Below are 17,233 nucleotides of genomic sequence, written 5' to 3'. Positions count from 1 at the left end.
CCGGCGCGTCAACGCCGGGGTCGCGACCTCGCGAGCGAGAGGGGTACGTCGTGCCGCACCGCCGAGCCGACGTGCTCGCCCGGGCCGTCGCCCTGCTCGACGCGCACGGCCTCGCCGCGCTCACGATGCGCCGGCTCGGCGCGGAGCTCGAGGTGCAGCCGAGCGCGATCTACCACCACTTCGCGAGCAAGCAGGCGCTGCTCGCCGCGGTCGCCGACGAGATCCTGGCCCGTGGTGCGCGACCGCGGACCGCCGTGGAGTGGCCCGACCGGCTGCGCGAGGTGTGCACCGAGCTCCGGCACGCGATGCTCGCGTGCACCGACGGCGCCGACGTCGTGGCGACCGTGTGGGCCTTCGGTCTCGGGGCGGCCGCCCCGGTCGCCGAGCTCGAGAAGGTCCTAGCCGACGCCGGCGCGCCCGCCGAGCTGGTCGCGGTCGCCTCCCGGACCCTGCTCCACTACGTCTTCGGGCACGCCTTCGAGGAGCAGACCGCCCGGCAGGCCGTCAGCCTCGGCGCGGTCGACCGGTCCCTGGAGTCGCTGCCCGACTTCGAGCTCGGCCTCGACCTCGTGATCGACGGCCTGCGCGCCCGGCTGGCCTGAGCTCAGGCCGTGGTGTCGACCTCGGCGCCGTGGAGCTGCGCGAGCAGGACGGCGCCGGCGAGGTCCAGCCGGGTCCGGGTGAGCACGGCGGCCGTGAGGTCGACGCCGTCGAGGCTCGCAGCGCGCAGGTCGGTGCGGTCGAGCGTGGTCCCACGGAGCACCGCCCGGTCGAGGCGGGCACGGGCCAGCGTGGCGAGGGTGAGGTCGGACAGCGACAGGTCGGCCTCGCGGAGGTCGACGCCGCTGAGGTCGACCCGCGCGAGGCTGGTGCCGCGGATCGTCACGCCGAGCCACGAGCCGCCGGTGACCGTCAGCGGGCGCAGCACGCACTCGGAGAACGTGCTGCCGACGAGCTTGCAGCCGTCGAGGCTCGCGCCGAAGAACGACGTGCGCCGGAAGTCGCAGCCCACGAACGCCGTCGCGGTGTGGGCGGAGGCGTTGAACCGGCCGCCGTGGAAGGTGCACCGCTCGAACGTCGCCCCCGTCGTGGTCGCCTCGGACAGGTCCACGTCGGTGAACGTACACTCCACGAAGCGGGCCCCGCCCAGGTCGTCGCCGTACCAGTCGTCGCCGCGGAAGTGCTGTCCGGCGGCGTGCTGGGGCTCGGTCACGGCAGCCACCGTATCCGTCACGCGGCCGATAGGGTCGTGCCCGTGATCGCGTCCCACCAGCACCGCTTCATCTTCCTCAAGACCCGCAAGACCGCGGGCACGAGCGTGGAGATCGCGTTGTCCAAGGTGTGCGGTCCCGACGACATCATCACCGAGATCAGCCCCGAGGACGAGGAGCTCCGCCGGGCCGCCGGCGGCCGTCCGCCCCAGAACTTCACGTCGCCGCCGCTGCCGCGCAAGGCGTACAACCACATGGGCGCGAAGGCCACGCGCGACCTCGTGGGCGCCGACGTCTTCGCCGACTACTTCACCTTCGCGATCGAGCGGAACCCGTGGGACGCGGTCGTCTCGCTCTACTTCTGGAAGTACAAGGACCGCGCCGAGCTCCCGGACTTCGAGTCCTACGTCCGCGAGATCTGGATCGAGCAGCTGGCCAACAACCGCCGGCTCTACCGGATCCGCGGGAAGATGGCGCTCGACCGGGTGCTGCGCTACGAGAACCTCGACGCCGAGCTCGAGGAGGTCTGGGACCACCTCGGCCTGCCCGGCCGCCCCGACCTGCCGCGCGCCAAGGGCCACGCGCGTCCGGCCGGGCACTACCGCGAGCTCTACACCCCGGCGTCGCGCGAGCGGGTCGCCACCGTCTTCGCCGACACCATCGAGGCCTTCGGCTACGAGTTCTAGCTCCCGGCGGCGACCGGCACGACGGCGAGCAGCCGCTCGCACTGCTCGACCAGCCGTCGCCGCAGCGGCGCGCCGCGCGCGGCGAAGCCTCTCTGGGCCTCGACGTACTCCGCCTTGCCCTCGGCCGTCTCGATCGGGACCGGGTCGAAGCCGAGGTCGGTGAGGTCGTACGGCGCCGCGCGCATGTCGAGGACACGGATGTCGCGGGCCAGCTCGAAGCAGTCGGCGACGAGGTCGCTGCTGATCATCGGCGTGAGCCGGAAGGCGTGCTTGTAGAGGTCCATCCCGGCGTGGAGGCAGCCGGGCTGCTCGAAGTCCGGCCGGTCGTCGCGCCCCGGCTGCAGGACGTTGAGCCGGCGCGCGCTCGGGGTGAAGAACCGGTAGGCGTCGAAGTGCGAGCAGGCGATGCGGTGCGACTCCACGACGGCATCGGTGCCCGCCTGCCCCAGCCGCAGCGGCCAGTCGTGGCGGGTGCCGCCGTCCACCTCGTGGGCGCGGTGCACCATCGCCCACTCGTGCAGGCCGAAGCAGCCGAACTGGGGCGCGCGGCCGGCCGTCGCGCTCAGCAGGGCGTGCAGCCGGTCCAGCAGCGGCCGCTGCGAGGCGACGTACGCCGTCGACACCCGCGTCGCGGGCGCCGCGCCGTCGCCGCTGCCGGTCGCGCACGCGACCTGCTCGTAGCCCTTGAGGCCGGCGTAGGCCTCGGCGCCCGCCAGCGCGACGCCGTGACCGGGGTGCCAGCGACGCAGCTGCGCGGGCCGCTGGGAGTAGTAGGTGAAGAGGAAGTCGTGCACCGGGTGGGCGACCTTGTCGGCGCGCCGGGCCAGGTGGGGCGCGACGAACGCGTCGACGCGGGCGGCGTGCGCCTCGGCGAGCGGGCGCCACTCGGACTCGGACAGCACGCGCACCGCTCCAACGTAGTTCAACCCAGCCGCGGGGCCCGGTGGGGGTTGCAGCACGGGGCGGTCTGGGCCGCTCGCCCGGTCCCTCGACCCGGGCCGGCGCGCGGAGGACACTGCCCGCATGGACCGCACCTCCGGCCTGGACCGCGCCCACCAGCACGCGGTCGCGTGGCTCGACTCGCTCGCCGACCGGCCGGTGCCGCCGCGGCTCGGCGCCGACGACATGCTGGCCCGCCTCGACCGGCACCTGCAGGACGGACCGCGCGACCCGGTGGAGGTCGTCGACGAGCTCGTCGCGGCATGCGAGCCGGGACTGACCGCGATGCCGGGCGGCCGGTTCTTCGGGTTCGTCATCGGCGGCTCGCACCCCGCCGCCCTCGCCGTCGACTGGCTGGTCAGCGCGTGGGACCAGAACGCCGGCCTCCGCACGCCCACCCCGGCGCACTCCGCGGTGGAGCACGTCACCGAGGAGTGGATCCTCGACCTGCTCGGCCTGCCGGCAGGCAGTGCGGTCGGCTTCGTCACCGGCGGCACGATGGCCAACTTCACCTGCCTGGCCGCCGGGCGCGACGAGGTGCTGCGCCGCGCCGGCTGGGACGTCGCCGAGCAGGGGCTCGCCGGGTCGCCGCCCGTGCGGGTCCTCGTCGGTGCCGAGCGGCACGACACCGTCGACCTCAGCCTGCGCTACCTCGGGCTCGGAGCGCCGGAGCCGGTCGCGGCCGACGACCAGGGTCGCATCGAGCCGGCCGCTCTCGCCGCCGCCCTCGACGCCGGTGACGGGCGCCCGACGATCGTCGTCCTGCAGGCCGGCAACGTGCACTCCGGGACCTTCGACCCGTTCGAGGCGACCGTGACCGCCGCCCACGACGCCGGGGCCTGGGTGCACGTCGACGGAGCCTTCGGGCTCTTTGCCGGCGCCTCCACGCGACGCCGGTACCTCCTCGCCGGCGTCGAGCACGCCGACTCGTGGGCCACCGACGCCCACAAGACCCTCAACGTGCCCTACGACTGCGGCCTCGCCATCGTCCGCGACCGCGCGGCGCTGCGTGCGGCGATGGGCATGCACGGCGACTACCTGATCCACGACGCGGTGGGGGAGCCGTTCGACAAGGTGCCCGAGATCAGTCGGCGGGGCCGTGCGTTCCCCGTGTGGGCCGTGCTCCGCGCGCTCGGGCGTGACGGCGTCGCGCGGCTCGTCGACGGCTTCTGCGAGCATGCCGCCGCGTTCGCGGAGGGGATCGCGGCCATCGACGGCGCCGAGGTGCTCAACGACGTGGAGTTCACCCAGGTGTGCGCGTCCTTCGGCGACGACGACCGCACGCGGGCCGTGGTCGCGGCCATGCTCGCCGAGGGGACGGCGTGGACCACGGGCTCGCGGTGGCACGGCCGAGCCGTGCTGCGGGTCAGCGTCAGCAACTGGTCGACGACGGTCGACGACGTCGCGACGACCCTGGCCGCCCTCAGGCGCGCAGCGGGCGGCTGACTGCCGGCTGCCGAGCGTTGGATAGCCTCGGCGCATGCGCATCTGTCGGTTCAGCACGGGCGAGGAGCCCCGCTTCGGCGTCGTCACCGGTGAGGTCGACGAGTTCGGCCAGCCGGCCGACGACTCCGTGGTCGTGACCCTCGCGGGCGACCCGCTCTACGTCGGCGTCAAGCTCGTCGAGGAGGAGCACCGGCTGAGCGACGTACGCCTCATCGCGCCGATCATCCCGCGCAGCAAGGTCGTCGGCATCGGCCGCAACTACGCCGCCCACGCGGCCGAGCTCGGCAACGACCTGCCCGCCGAGCCGCTGATGTTCCTCAAGCCCAACACGACCGTGATCGGTCCGGGCGACCCGATCTTCTACCCGCCGCAGACCGGTGACCTGCACTACGAGGGCGAGCTCGCGGTCGTCATCGGGCGGATCTGCCGCGACGTCCCCGCCGAGCAGGCCACCGACGTGATCTTCGGCTACACGATCGCCAACGACGTGACGGCGCGCGACCTGCAGCGCTCCGACGTGCAGTTCACCCGGGCCAAGGGGTTCGACTCGTTCTGCCCGCTCGGGCCGTGGATCGAGACCGACCTCGACCCCCAGCACTTCGCCGACGGGCGCGCGGTCCAGACCTACCTCAACGGCGACGTCGTGCAGGACGGCACGACCGCGGACATGATCTTCGACGTGCCGACGCTGGTCGCCCACGTGTCCTCGGTGATGACGCTGCTGCCCGGCGACGTGATCCTCACCGGCACCCCCGAGGGCGTCGGTCCGATGCAGGTCGGCGACGAGGTCGAGATCTCGATCGCCGGCATCGGCGCCCTGACCAACCCCGTAGCCCAGAGAAGCTGAGTACCCCATGACGAGCCCCGTCCGCGTCCGTTTCTGCCCCTCGCCCACCGGCTCGCCCCACGTCGGCCTGGTGCGCACCGCCCTGTTCAACTGGGCCTTCGCGCGCCACCACGGCGGGCAGATCGTCTTCCGGATGGAGGACACCGACCGCGAGCGCAGCACCCAGGAGTCCTACGACGCGATCCTGGAGCTCTGGCGCTGGCTCGGCCTCGACTGGGACGAGGGCATCGAGGTCGGCGGCCCGCACGGCCCCTACCGGCAGAGCGAGCGCGGCGCGGTCTACCGCGACGTGCTCGCCCGGCTGCGCGCGTCGTCGTACACCTACGACTGCTTCTGCACGACCGAGGAGGTCGACGCCCGCCGCAAGGCGTCGGGCTCGAAGATGCAGGGCTACGACGGCTTCTGCCGCGACCTCACCGACGAGCAGCGCGCGGCCTTCGAGGCCGAGGGCCGCTCGCCGGTCGTCCGGTTCCGGATGCCCGACGGCTCGATCACCTGGCACGACCTCGTGCGCGGCGACATCACCTTCGAGACCGAGAACGTCCCCGACTACGCGCTCTCGCGCGCCAACGGCGACCCGCTCTACACGCTGGTCAACCCGGTCGACGACGCACTGATGCAGATCACTCACGTGCTGCGCGGCGAGGACCTGCTGTCCAGCACGCCGCGCCAGCTCGCGCTCTTCGAGGCGCTCGTGGAGCTGGGGATCGCCGAGCAGGTGCCGGCCTACGGCCACCTCCCGTACGTGATGGGCCAGGGCAACAAGAAGCTGTCCAAGCGCGACCCCGAGGCGCACGCGCTGGCCTACCGGGAGCAGGGCTTCCTGCCCGAGGGCCTGCTCAACTACCTCGCGCTGCTCGGCTGGTCGATCGCCGGCGACCGCGACGTCTTCTCGATGGCCGAGATGGTCGAGGCGTTCGACATCGCCGACGTCAACCCCAACCCGGCCCGCTTCGACCTCAAGAAGGCCGAGGCGATCAACGCCTCCCAGATGCGGCTGCTGCCCCTCGACGAGGTGACCCACCGCGTGCTGCCGTTCCTGAAGGAGGCAGGTGTTGTCGGCGACCCGGTCAGCGACGCCGACGCGCAGCTGCTCGAGCTGGCGATGCCGCTCGTGGCCGAGCGCATCAACAAGCTCACCGAGGCCGCGACGATGCTCGACTTCCTCTTCGTCGACGAGGCCGACTTCGCGCGGCACGAGGAGATCGACGAGGCCGGCCGGGACGTGGTCAAGGCCGCGCACGACGCGCTGTCGGCGGTCGAGACCTGGAGCACCGCGGCGATCGACGAGGCGCTGCGTGCGGCGCTCATCGACGGCCTCGGTCTCAAGCCGCGCGTCGCCTTCGGTCCCGTCCGCATCGCCGTGACCGGCCGCAAGGTCAGCCCGCCGCTGTTCGAGTCCATGGAGCTGCTCGGCCGCGACCGGTCGCTCGCCCGGCTGCACGACGCGATGTCCGGCTGAGTCGTGCCCGCCCCCCTCGACCCGTCCTTCCGGCCGCAGTACCACCAGCTGCACCGCGTCGGTCGCCCCGGCGCCTGGCGCTCGGTCGTCGGCTCGCTGCTGCTGCTGCTCCTCGTGTTCGCCGTCGTCCCCCTGGCGGCCGGCGGGGCCTTCTTCGCCGCCCTGCTGGCGCTCGGCAGGACGGTCGACGAGGCCACCGCGGTCCTCGACGTGACCTCGGAGGCCACGCCCACGGGGCTTGCGCTGCTCAACGTGGTGATCGCCGCCGCGATCCCCCTCACCTTCGTGGTGACCTGGTGGCTGCACCGGCTCAAGCCGCGCTGGGTGTCGTCGGTCGCACCGCGGCTGCGGTGGGGCTACCTCGTCGTCTGCCTCGGCCTGTCGGTCGTGGCCCTGCTCGCCTCGCTCGGCGTCGGCCTGCTGCTGCCGCTCGACCCGGGGGAGGCGCCGGTCGGCGAGGTCAACGACTTCACGACGCGCACCCGCGACTTCCTCATCGTGATCCTGCTGCTCACGCCGCTGCAGGCCGCGGGGGAGGAGTACCTGTTCCGCGGCTACCTCACCCAGGCGTTCGGCTCGCTGGTGTGGGCGCGCCGCACCTCGCAGGCCCTGGCGGTGCTCGGACCAGCGCTCATCTTCGCGCTCTTCCACGGCCTCTCGCAGGACTGGCCCGTCTTCTTCGACCGCTTCGCCTTCGGCGTGGTGGCGGGCATCCTCGTCATCCGCACCGGCGGTCTCGAGGCGCCCATCGCGATGCACGTGCTCAACAACTTCCTCGCCTTCGGTCTCGCGCTGGCGTTCGGCGACCTCACCACGGCACTCAACGCCGAGGGCGGCAGCAGCTGGTGGACGATCCTGTCCACGCTGACCCAGTCGCTGGTCTACCTCGGGCTCGCGGTGGCGGTGGCCAGGGCGATGGGCCTGGTCACCCAGGGGCCGCCCGTCGGGGGAGCGCTGCCTCCTCCTGAGGCCGACCCCGTTTTGGCCGTGCCACCACCGCGCGTGTAACGTTCGGGGTCGGTTCTGCAGAGTTCTGTGGCAGAACCACGTGGGTGGTCGGAGCGATCCGATACCCCCATGGGGTATGGTGTAATTGGCAACACGGCTGATTCTGGTTCAGTTGTTCTAGGTTCGAGTCCTAGTACCCCAGCGGATCCGGAGAACGAGAGCCGGATTTGGAGCGGCACTCCATCTTCGATAGAGTCTCGCTCCGTCGCTCGCAGAGCGGCAGTGCAAGCCCCCGTCGTCTAGCGGCCTAGGACGTCGCCCTCTCACGGCGGTAACGCCGGTTCAAATCCGGTCGGGGGTACAACGCACGAGGAAGGGCCCGGTCAGCAGACCGGGCCCTTCGTCGTCTCGCGCCCGGCTGCTCGCGGCGGAGCCGGACCGGCGCGGTGGGCTAGCATCCGCGCCCATGACTGACGGGCCCCGGCTGGTCGCCGGCATCGACTCCTCCACCCAGTCCTGCAAGGTCGTCGTCCGCGACGCCGAGACGGGCCGCCTCCTCCGGCAGGGACGCGCGAGCCATCCCGACGGCACCGAGGTGCACCCGGACCGCTGGTGGGAGGCCCTGCAGGCGGCCGTCGCCGAGGCCGGCGGGCTGGACGACGTGGCCGCGGTCAGCGTCGGCGGTCAGCAGCACGGCATGGTGTGCCTCGATGAGGACGGGCAGGTCGTCCGCCCGGCGCTGCTGTGGAACGACACCCGCTCGGCCGCCGCCGCTCGCGACCTCGTCGACGAGCTCGGCGGCCCCGACGAGGGGGGACGCGCGTGGGCCGAGGCCGTCGGGGTCGTGCCGGTGGCGTCGTTCACGATCACCAAGCTCCGCTGGCTCGCCGAGCACGAGCCGGAGAGCGCGCGCCGCACGGCCGCGGTGTGCCTCCCGCACGACTGGCTGACCTGGAGGCTCTCCGGCAGCAGCGACCTCGCCGACCTCACCACCGACCGCAGCGACGCGAGCGGCACGGGCTACTGGTCGGCCGCCACCGGGGCCTACCGCCCCGACCTCCTCGAGCGCGCCTTCGGTGCCGTCCCCCACCTGCCGCGGGTCGTCGAGCCCGGCGCCGTCGCCGGCTCGACGGGCGGCGGCGCCGTCCTCGGCGCCGGGGCGGGGGACAACGCCGGAGCCGCCCTCGGCCTCGGGGCGGGGGAGGGCGACGTGGTCGTCTCCATCGGGACCTCCGGGGTCGTCACCGCCGTCACCGACGTGGCGCCGCTCGACCCCACCGGGTCGGTGGCGGGCTTCGCCGACGCCAGCGGGTTGTTCCTGCCGCTCGTCGCGACCCTCAACGGCGCTCGCGTCCTCGACGCGGCCGCGCGGATCCTCGGAACGGACCACGAGACGCTCTCGGCGCTTGCCCTCGAGGCCCCGTCCGGAGCCGGCGGCCTCGCGCTGGTGCCGTACCTGGAGGGGGAGCGCACGCCGAACCGGCCCGAGGCGACCGGGTCGCTGCACGGCCTCACGCTCGCGACCGCGACGCGTCCGATGCTCGCTCGTGCGGCGATCGAGGGCCTGCTGTGCAGCCTCGCCGACGGCCTGGACGCGATCGTGACGACTGGCGTACGCCCCGCCCGCGCGCTGCTGGTCGGCGGGGCGGCTGCCTCCGAGGCCGTCCGCACGGTCGCGGCCGAGGTGCTCGGCATCCCGGTCGACGTCCCCCCGCCCGGCGAGTACGTCGCGGACGGCGCGGCGCGCCAAGCGGCCTGGGCGCTGGCGGGGACCGACCAGGCGCCGGTCTGGCAGCGCGAGGGCACCCGCCGCTACGAGGCGGATCCCGTCCACGCGATCCGGCTGCGCTACGCGGAGGGGCGCGAGCGGCACCTGGACCGGACCACCTGAAACTTCCGCGCCCAGGTCCTTGACGTGACGTGCGTCACCGACTTAGTTTGGCGGTCCATCAAACTAAGTGGTGACACCGGTCACACGGGACGGAGCCTGGGATGTCGCAGCTGCGTGACGGCTGGTCCTCGACCAGCAACGGCGGTGCCGACCAGGGCACCGTCCGTCGCGCCAACCTGTCCCTCCTCCTCCGCAGCCTCCGCGAGGACGGCCCGCGGTCCAGGGCCCGGCTCGCGTCGGACCTGGGCCTGAACAAAGCCACCGTCTCCAGCCTGGTCGGCGAGCTCCTCGAGCGCGGCCTGGTCCGCGAGGGCAGCGCCGAGCGCGGAGCCGTCGGCCGGCCGGGCACGATCGTCGAGATCGACGGCGCCGGCGCCTACGGTCTCGGCGCGGAGATCAACGTGCACCACGTCTCCACCCGCGCCGTCGACCTGGCCGGGGTCGTGGTGAGCGAGCGGCGCACCTCCGTCGACACCAGGGGCCTGGAGCCCGACGAGGTCATCGACCGGCTCGTCGAGCTCCTCCAGGGCACCCTCGCCGACCTCGCCGACCTCGGTGGCACGCCGGTCTCGGCCGTCGTCGGCGTCGCCGGGCTGGTCGACCACGACCGCGGCACGGTCCCCGTCGCGGCCAACCTCGGCTGGCAGGACGTCGCGCTCGCCGGGCTCCTGCGCAGCAAGCTTTCCGACCCGGGCTACCGCCTCGAGGTGGCCAACGAGGCCAACCTCGCCGCCGTCGCCGAGGCCACGCCGGGCGACCCGGAGCGCCGCGACATCCTGGTCCTGCACGGCGAGGTGGGCATCGGCGGCGGCATCGTCGCCGACGGACGGCCCTTCCCTGGCCGGCGCGGCTACGCCGGCGAGTTCGGCCACATGATCGTCGACCGCGACGGCGACCGCTGCGGCTGTGGCCGGACCGGGTGCTGGGAGACGGTCATCGGCCTCAGCCGCCTCATCGAGCTGGTAGCCGAGGGCGAGGACGACCTGCTCCGCTCGCCGCTGCTCGACCTGGAGGGAAAGGTCGGCGAGATCACCCGTCGCGCCGCCGCGGGCGACGAGCGCACCCTCGCGGCCCTGCGCGAGATCGGCCGGTGGGTCGGCATCGGGGCCGCGCTCCTGACCAACGTCCTCAATCCCGGGATGATCGTGCTCTCGGGCTACCTCGGCGAGGTGGGCGAGTGGATCCGCGACGAGGTCGAGGCCGAGCTCGCGACCGGCGTGCTCGCCCCCGGCGCCGGCGGGACCCGCATCGGCCTCTCGACCCTCGGCTTCTCCGCGGCCGTCCACGGCGCCGCCGCGGTGGCCATCGACCACGTCTACGACGACCCCACCCTGGTCCCGCGTGTGGGCCACGCCCTGGAGGTGCTCCCATGACCGACTCCCCACTGCTGACGATGCGCGGCATCGTCAAGCGGTTCCCCGGCGTGCTCGCCCTCGGCGGCGTCGAGCTCGAGGTCCGTGCGGGCGAGGTGCACTGCCTCCTCGGCCAGAACGGCGCCGGCAAGTCCACCCTGATCAAGATCCTGTCCGCGAGCTACCAGCCCGACGAGGGCGAGATCCTCTGGGAGGGACAGCCGGTCGCGCTCGGCACCCCGCAGGCCGCGATGGACCTCGGCATCTCGACGATCTACCAGGAGCTCGACCTGGTCCCGGACCTGAGTGTCGCCGAGAACATCTTCCTCGGCCACGAGCTGAGCCGGGGCGGCTTCAGCCAGCGCTCCGAGACGCTCCGCCGCACCCGCGAGCTGCTCGCCCGGCTGGGGCACGGCGAGATCCCGGCGACGCGTTCCGTGGGCCGGCTGTCCCCGGCCGCGCAGCAGATCGTCAGCATGGCGCGGGCACTGTCGCAGGACACGCGTCTGCTCGTCCTCGACGAGCCCTCCGCCGTGCTCGACCAGGGCGAGGTCGACAACCTCTTCCGGGTGATCCGCGACCTCACCGCCGAGGGGGTGGCGGTGGTCTACATCTCCCACCGCCTCGACGAGATCCGCCGGATCGGGGACCGGATCACGGTCCTCAAGGACGGCAGCACCGTCGCGACCGGCCTCGCGGTCGACCAGACACCCACGAGCGAGCTCATCAAGCTGATGACCGGTCGCTCCATCGAGTACGTCTTCCCGCCTCGCGGCGAGGCCGTGCCGGCGGACGCGGCGACGGTCCTGGAGGTCGAGGGGCTCGCGCTGCCGGGCGTCTTCTCCGGCGTGGACCTGAAGGTGCGCGCGGGCGAGATCGTCGGACTGGCCGGACTCGTCGGCGCCGGGCGCTCGGAGATCATCGAGACGCTCTACGGCGCTCGCCGCGCCTCCGCCGGACGGGTGCGCGTCAACGGCAAGGAGCTGCGCCGCGGCTCGGTCCCCGCCGCCGTCAAGGCCGGCATGGGCCTCTGCCCGGAGGAGCGCAAGTCGCAGGGCCTGCTGCTCGACCAGGCCGTCTACCGCAACATCACCGTGTCCTCGATGAGCCGCTTCAGCCGCCTCGGGCTGCTCGACAGCCGCTCCGAGCGCAAGCGCGCCACCGAGCTCACGGAGTCCCTCGACGTCCGTCCGGCAGGAGTCGATCGCCTCGTGCGCCTCCTCTCGGGCGGCAACCAGCAGAAGGTCGTGCTCGCCAGGTGGCTGCTCCGGGAGTGCCGGGTGCTGCTGCTGGACGAGCCGACCCGAGGGGTGGACGTCGGCGCCCGCGCCGAGATCTACGCCCTCGTGCGCTCGCTCGCCGACTCCGGTGTCGCCGTGGTCCTGGTGTCGAGCGAGGTGGAGGAGGTGCTCGGGCTCGCGGACCGGGTCCTCGTGGTCCGCGAGGGCCGTGTCGTGCACGAGGGGCCGGCAACCGAGATCGACGAGTCGCGGGTCCTGGACCTGGTCATGGAAGGAAAGGTCGCATGAGCGAGCAGGGTACGAGCCAGGGCGCCGAGCGCGCGCGCCACCTGGGAGACGTCGAGAACACCGTCGCCCCGACGCGGGACACCGTCCAGGTCGAGCGCGCCGCAGCCGAGACCGAGCACGCGGGAGGAGGTGCAGCCGGGCTCATGAGCGGCCCGTTCGGGCGCAACCTCGGCCTGGTGGTCGCGCTGCTGCTGATCTGCGCGGCCGGCCTCATCACGGCCGGCGACCGCTTCGCCAGCCTCGACAACACGCTGACCATCCTGCGCTTCGCCTCGGCGCTCGGCGTGGTCGCGATCGGCATGACGTTCGTCATCACCGGTGGCGGCATCGACCTGTCGGTGGGGGCACTGGTGGCCCTCTGCTCGGTGTGGGCGACGACCTTCGCCACCCAGACCATGGCCACCGACAACCACTGGATCGTCATGGTGTTCGCGGCCCTGGCGGTGGGCGCCGGAGCGGGGCTGATCAACGGGTTGGTGATCGCCTACGGCAAGGTGGTCCCCTTCATCACCACGCTCGCGATGCTCGCCGCCGCCCGAGGTCTCGCCGAGATCATCTCCGAGCGTCGCACGCAGATCGTCACCGTCGACGGGTTCAAGGACTTCTTCGGCGCCGACGTCCTCGGCGTGCCGCTCCTGGTGATCATCTTCGCGCTCGTCTCCATCGCCGGATGGGTGCTGCTCAACCGGACGACGTTCGGCCGGCGCACCCTCGCCGTCGGCGGCAACCCCGAGGCTGCTCGCCTGGCGGGCATCAACGTCAACCGCCACACCGTCATGCTCTACGTCCTGGTCGGCGTCTGCTGCGGGCTCGCGGCGCTCATGCTCGTCAGCCGCACGACCGTCGGCAGCTCGACCCACGGCAGCCTCTGGGAGCTCGACGCCATCGCCGCCGTGGTCATCGGCGGCACGCTCCTCACCGGCGGCCGCGGCACGATCGTGGGCACCGTCGTCGGGGTCCTGATCTTCGCCACCCTCAACAACGTCTTCACCCTCAACAACCAGGACACCTCGACCCAGGCGGTTGCCAAGGGCCTGATCATCGTCGTCGCCGTGCTGCTGCAGCAGCGCCTGGCGCGCAACGCGACCTCGACCTGAGCGGTCGGTCGCCTCCCAGCTCGGACGAACAGCACCACCCACCCCCTGCGCCGGGACGCCTCGTGCAACCGGCTCGAGCACCGCACCCAACGAGATGAACAAGGAGCACCACCCATGCGACTGCGCACCCCCTTCGGACGGCAGCAGAGCCGCTTCACCGGCATCGTGGTCGGCGCGGCCGCCGTCCTCACCCTCGCCGCCTGCACCGGCAGCGCCCAGGACGCGGCGGACGAGGACGGGTCGAACGACGCGCCCGTGGCCGCCGCAGGCAGCAACGACGAGGAGGGCGAGAAGGTCACCATCGGCTTCTCGGCGCCCGCCGCGGACCACGGCTGGATGGGCGCCATCACCAGCAACGTCCGCGACCTCGCCGAGCAGTACCCCGACATCGACCTCCAGGTCGCCGAGGGCACCAACGACGTCAACCTCCAGATCAGCCAGGTCGAGACCTTCATCAACGACGAGGTCGACGCCATCGTGCTGCTGCCCTTCGACGGCGCCGCGATGACGCCGGTCGCGCTCAAGGCGATGGAGGCCGGCATCCCGGTCATCAACGTCGACCGCGAGTTCGACGACCCGAACGCCGCACGCGTCACCGTGCTCGGCGACAACTACGGCATGGGCGTCTCCGCCGGCCAGTACGTCTGCGAGCAGGCCGGCGGCGACAAGGACGTCGTCGTGGCCGAGATCGCCGGCATCGACTCCCTGCCCCTCACCCAGGACCGCAGCCAGGGCTTCAAGGACGCGCTCGGCGAGTGCGGCCTCGACGTGGACGCCCGCCAGGCCGCTGAGTTCACCGTCGAGAGCGGCGAGGAGGTCGCGGCCAACCTGCTGCAGGCCGAGTCGAAGATCGACTACCTGTGGAACCACGACGACGACCAGGGCCTCGGCGTCCTGGCCGCCATCGAGAACGCGGGACGCGACGAGTTCACCATGATCGGCGGCGCCGGCTCGGCCAACGCGATGCGCGCCATCCAGGAGGACAACAGCGTGCTCAAGGCGACCGTCATCTACCCCTCCACCCAGGGCGCCGACGGCGTCAAGCTCGCCCGTCTGCTGCTGCAGCAGAAGGCGATGAGCGACCTCGTCGAGGTCGAGGTGCCCCGCACCGTGCAGCTCTACGCCCCCGTCGTGACCACGGACAACGTCGACCAGTACATCGACACCGCGTTCGAGTCCTGAGCGACGCGTGACGGCCGGCGGCGGCTCCCACGGGAGCCGCCGCGGGTCGACCGCGCCCACTGGCGCCCCGCGCCGTGCCTGTCACGGCATCCCACCGCACCCCAGTCCCGCCCAGGCGCACCCAGCAGCTGTAGCCCGATCCCAGCCGACCCCGGCTGGTCCCGAACCCGAGGAGGTCCGATGACCGCCACTCCCGACTCACCCGGAGCCCGAGCCGGCACCGCCCCCGACGCCGAGCTGTCCGTCGGCATGGTGGGCTACGCCTTCATGGGAGCGGCGCACTCCCAGGCGTGGCGCACCGCCCCGCGGTTCTTCGACCTCCCGCTGCGCCCGCGCATGAGCGCCGTCGCGGGCCGCGACCCCCAGGGCGTGAAGGCCGCCGCCGACCGCCTCGGGTGGGACTCCGTGGAGACCTCCTGGCAGGCGCTGGTCGCCCGCGACGACATCGACCTCGTGGACGTGTGCACGCCGGGGCACACCCACGCCGAGATCGTCATCGCCGCGCTCGAGGCCGGCAAGCACGTGCTCTGCGAGAAGCCGCTGGCCAACAGCGTCGAGGAGGCCGAGGCGATGACCCGGGCCGCCGAGCGGGCCGCTGCGAGCGGCGTGCGCTCGATGGTCGGCTTCACCTACCGGCGCGTGCCCGCCATCTCCCTGGCCCGACAACTCATCGCGGAGGGCCGCCTCGGCACCATCCACCACGTCCGCGGCCAGTACCTCCAGGACTGGATCGTCGATCCCGACGCTCCGCTGTCGTGGCGCCTGGAGAAGGACAAGGCCGGCTCCGGCTCGCTGGGCGACATCGGCGCCCACGTCATCGACATCGCGCAGTTCATCACCGGCGACACCATCACGAGGGTCTCGGGCCGCCTGCGCACGTTCGTGGACGAGCGGCCGCTGCCCAGCGAGCACTCGGGCCTCTCGGGCACGGCCGGCAGCGGGCGGGGCAAGGTCACCGTCGACGACGCGGCGACCTTCCTGGCCGACTTCGGCAGCGGCGCCATGGGTGTCTTCGAAGCGACGCGCTTCGCGTCCGGCCGCAAGAACGCCATCCGGATCGAGGTGAACGGCTCGCTCGGCAGCATCGCGTTCGACTTCGAGGACATGAACGTCCTGCACTTCTTCGACGGCACGGAGGACGCCCGCACCGCCGGCTTCCGCCGCATCCTCGTCACCGAGCCGCAGCACCCCTACGTCGGTGCCTGGTGGCCCGCGGGTCACGTCATCGGCTACGAGCACGGCTTCATCCACCAGGTGGTCGACCTGGTCCGCGACATCGCGGCCGGATCGGACCCCACCCCGACCTTTGCCGACGGACTCCAGGTGCAACGCGTCCTGGCCGCGGTCGAGACCAGCAGTGACACCAACTCGTGGCAGGAGATCCCCACATGACCGACTACACCCCTTCCCCCGAGGACAAGTTCTCCTTCGGGCTCTGGACCGTGGGCTGGCAGGGCACCGACGTGTTCGGTCCCAGCAGCCGTGACCTCCTCGACCCCGTCGAGGCGACCTACCGGCTCGCCGAGCTCGGTGCGGCCGCGGTGACGTTCCACGACGACGACCTCCTCCCCGACGAGGACGAGCGCGACGCCGTGCTCGAGCGGTTCGAGAAGGCCCTCGCCGAGACGGGACTGGCTGTCGAGATGGTGACGACCAACCTCTTCAGCGCCCCGGTCTTCAAGGAGGGCGCGCTCACCGCCAACAACCGCGAGGTGCGCCGCTACGCCCTGGCCAAGGTGCTGCGCAACGTGGACCTCGCCGCCTCGCTCGGCGCGAAGACGTTCGTGCTGTGGGGCGGTCGCGAGGGCGCCGAGCACGGTGCGGCGAAGGACGTGCAGGCGGCGCTCGACCGCTACCGCGAGTCCCTCGACCTGCTCTGCGCCTACGTGAAGGAGCAGGGCTACGACATCCGGTTCGCGCTCGAGCCCAAGCCCAACGAGCCGCGTGGCGACATCCTGCTCCCGACGATCGGGCACGCGCTCGCGCTGATCGCCGAGCTCGACGACCCGTCGATGGTGGGGCTCAACCCGGAGGTGGGCCACGAGGAGATGGCCGGGCTGAACTTCGCCCAGGGCATCAGCCAGGCGCTCTGGCACGACAAGCTCTTCCACGTCGACCTCAACGGCCAGCACGGCCCGCGCTTCGACCAGGACCTCCGGTTCGGCGCGGGCAACCTGCGCGGTGCGTTCTGGACCGTGGACGCGCTGCTCGGCGCCGGCACCGGCAAGGCCTACGACGGCTACGTGCACTTCGACTTCAAGCCGCCGCGGGCCGAGGCCATGGACGGCGTCTGGGAGTCCGCTCGCGGCTGCATGCGCAACTACCTCATGCTGCGCGAGCGCGTGCAGGCGTTCCGCTCCGACCCCGACGTCGTCGCGGCGCTCGAGGCGGCCGAGGTCGGCACGCTGCGCACCCCCACCCTCGGCGAGGGGGAGTCGCTCGCCGACCTGCGGGCGGCGTCGTACGACGTCGAGGGGCTCGCCGCGCGCAGCGTGGGCATGGAGGCCCTCGACCAGCTCGCGCTGGAGCACCTGCTCGGAGCTCGCTGACCCCCACCTCCCGGCGGGGCCGAACCCGCCGGGAGGTGACCGCACCACCAGGGGCCGAACGCCCGGGGACCCGCCCCGGAACCGATGGAGCGCA

Annotated in this window: 15 protein-coding genes and 2 tRNA genes; 15 read left to right on the top strand and 2 right to left on the bottom strand. The window is 72.6% G+C overall.

Annotated elements, in window-relative coordinates; translation table 11 throughout:
* Nucleotides 1-50: 50 nt before the first annotated feature.
* A complete protein-coding gene (locus tag J3P38_RS02560) occupies nt 51-602 on the top strand; it encodes a TetR family transcriptional regulator (RefSeq protein WP_210438293.1) in 552 nt (183 codons plus the stop codon).
* A gap of 2 nt (nt 603-604) precedes the next feature.
* Here the strand turns inward: J3P38_RS02560 and J3P38_RS02555 are convergent, their stop codons facing one another.
* A complete protein-coding gene (locus J3P38_RS02555; RefSeq protein ID WP_210502583.1) occupies nt 605-1,213 on the bottom strand; it encodes a pentapeptide repeat-containing protein in 609 nt (202 codons plus the stop codon).
* A gap of 42 nt (nt 1,214-1,255) precedes the next feature.
* Here J3P38_RS02555 and J3P38_RS02550 point away from each other — a divergent pair, with 42 nt between their 5' ends.
* Nucleotides 1,256-1,897: a sulfotransferase family protein gene (locus J3P38_RS02550; RefSeq protein ID WP_210502582.1), complete on the top strand. Its 642-nt coding sequence runs from the start codon at nt 1,256-1,258 to the stop codon at nt 1,895-1,897.
* Here J3P38_RS02550 and J3P38_RS02545 read toward each other — a convergent pair.
* Complete coding sequence (locus J3P38_RS02545) at nt 1,894-2,805, bottom strand: 3-methyladenine DNA glycosylase (protein WP_210502581.1); 912 nt, start codon at nt 2,803-2,805, stop codon at nt 1,894-1,896. The genes J3P38_RS02550 and J3P38_RS02545 overlap by 4 nt on opposite strands.
* A gap of 115 nt (nt 2,806-2,920) precedes the next feature.
* On the opposite strand from J3P38_RS02545, the gene J3P38_RS02540 reads away from it, so the two are divergent.
* The 13 genes from J3P38_RS02540 (at nt 2,921) to xylA (ending at nt 17,139) form a co-directional block, all read left to right on the top strand.
* A complete protein-coding gene (locus J3P38_RS02540) occupies nt 2,921-4,282 on the top strand; it encodes a pyridoxal phosphate-dependent decarboxylase family protein (protein WP_210502580.1) in 1,362 nt (453 codons plus the stop codon).
* Between the two features lie 34 nt (nt 4,283-4,316).
* On the top strand, nt 4,317-5,129 hold the full coding sequence (locus tag J3P38_RS02535; protein WP_210502579.1) for a fumarylacetoacetate hydrolase family protein: 813 nt from the start codon (nt 4,317-4,319) through the stop codon (nt 5,127-5,129).
* Between the two features lie 7 nt (nt 5,130-5,136).
* Nucleotides 5,137-6,591 (top strand): glutamate--tRNA ligase, encoded by a 1,455-nt coding sequence (gene gltX, locus J3P38_RS02530; RefSeq protein WP_210502578.1) that lies wholly within the window; start codon nt 5,137-5,139, stop codon nt 6,589-6,591.
* Between the two features lie 3 nt (nt 6,592-6,594).
* Complete coding sequence (locus J3P38_RS02525) at nt 6,595-7,599, top strand: CPBP family intramembrane glutamic endopeptidase (RefSeq protein ID WP_210502577.1); 1,005 nt, start codon at nt 6,595-6,597, stop codon at nt 7,597-7,599.
* 70 nt (nt 7,600-7,669) lie between these two features.
* A tRNA-Gln gene (locus J3P38_RS02520) sits at nt 7,670-7,741 on the top strand.
* Nucleotides 7,742-7,827: 86 nt separating this feature from the next.
* Nucleotides 7,828-7,900 (top strand) — tRNA-Glu (locus J3P38_RS02515).
* 105 nt (nt 7,901-8,005) lie between these two features.
* Nucleotides 8,006-9,430: a xylulokinase gene (gene xylB, locus J3P38_RS02510; protein ID WP_210502576.1), complete on the top strand. Its 1,425-nt coding sequence runs from the start codon at nt 8,006-8,008 to the stop codon at nt 9,428-9,430.
* 101 nt (nt 9,431-9,531) lie between these two features.
* A complete protein-coding gene (locus J3P38_RS02505) occupies nt 9,532-10,803 on the top strand; it encodes an ROK family protein (RefSeq protein WP_210502575.1) in 1,272 nt (423 codons plus the stop codon).
* Nucleotides 10,800-12,311, top strand: coding sequence for a sugar ABC transporter ATP-binding protein (locus J3P38_RS02500; RefSeq protein WP_210438283.1), 1,512 nt, complete (start codon nt 10,800-10,802; stop codon nt 12,309-12,311). Before J3P38_RS02505 ends, J3P38_RS02500 begins: the two co-directional genes overlap by 4 nt.
* Nucleotides 12,308-13,408: an ABC transporter permease gene (locus J3P38_RS02495; RefSeq protein WP_210502574.1), complete on the top strand. Its 1,101-nt coding sequence runs from the start codon at nt 12,308-12,310 to the stop codon at nt 13,406-13,408. Before J3P38_RS02500 ends, J3P38_RS02495 begins: the two co-directional genes overlap by 4 nt.
* 114 nt (nt 13,409-13,522) lie before the next feature.
* A complete protein-coding gene (locus J3P38_RS02490; RefSeq protein ID WP_210502573.1) occupies nt 13,523-14,590 on the top strand; it encodes a substrate-binding domain-containing protein in 1,068 nt (355 codons plus the stop codon).
* Nucleotides 14,591-14,770: 180 nt separating this feature from the next.
* Nucleotides 14,771-15,982: a Gfo/Idh/MocA family protein gene (locus tag J3P38_RS02485; protein ID WP_210502572.1), complete on the top strand. Its 1,212-nt coding sequence runs from the start codon at nt 14,771-14,773 to the stop codon at nt 15,980-15,982.
* Nucleotides 15,979-17,139, top strand: coding sequence for a xylose isomerase (gene xylA / locus J3P38_RS02480; RefSeq protein ID WP_210502571.1), 1,161 nt, complete (start codon nt 15,979-15,981; stop codon nt 17,137-17,139). Before J3P38_RS02485 ends, xylA begins: the two co-directional genes overlap by 4 nt.
* Nucleotides 17,140-17,233: the final 94 nt, after the last annotated feature.

Origin of the sequence: Nocardioides xinjiangensis (assembly GCF_017916455.1) — a bacterium.
Taxonomy (GTDB): Bacteria; Actinomycetota; Actinomycetes; order Propionibacteriales; family Nocardioidaceae; genus Nocardioides; species Nocardioides xinjiangensis.
This window is presented reverse-complemented; position numbering and strand designations above follow the sequence as displayed.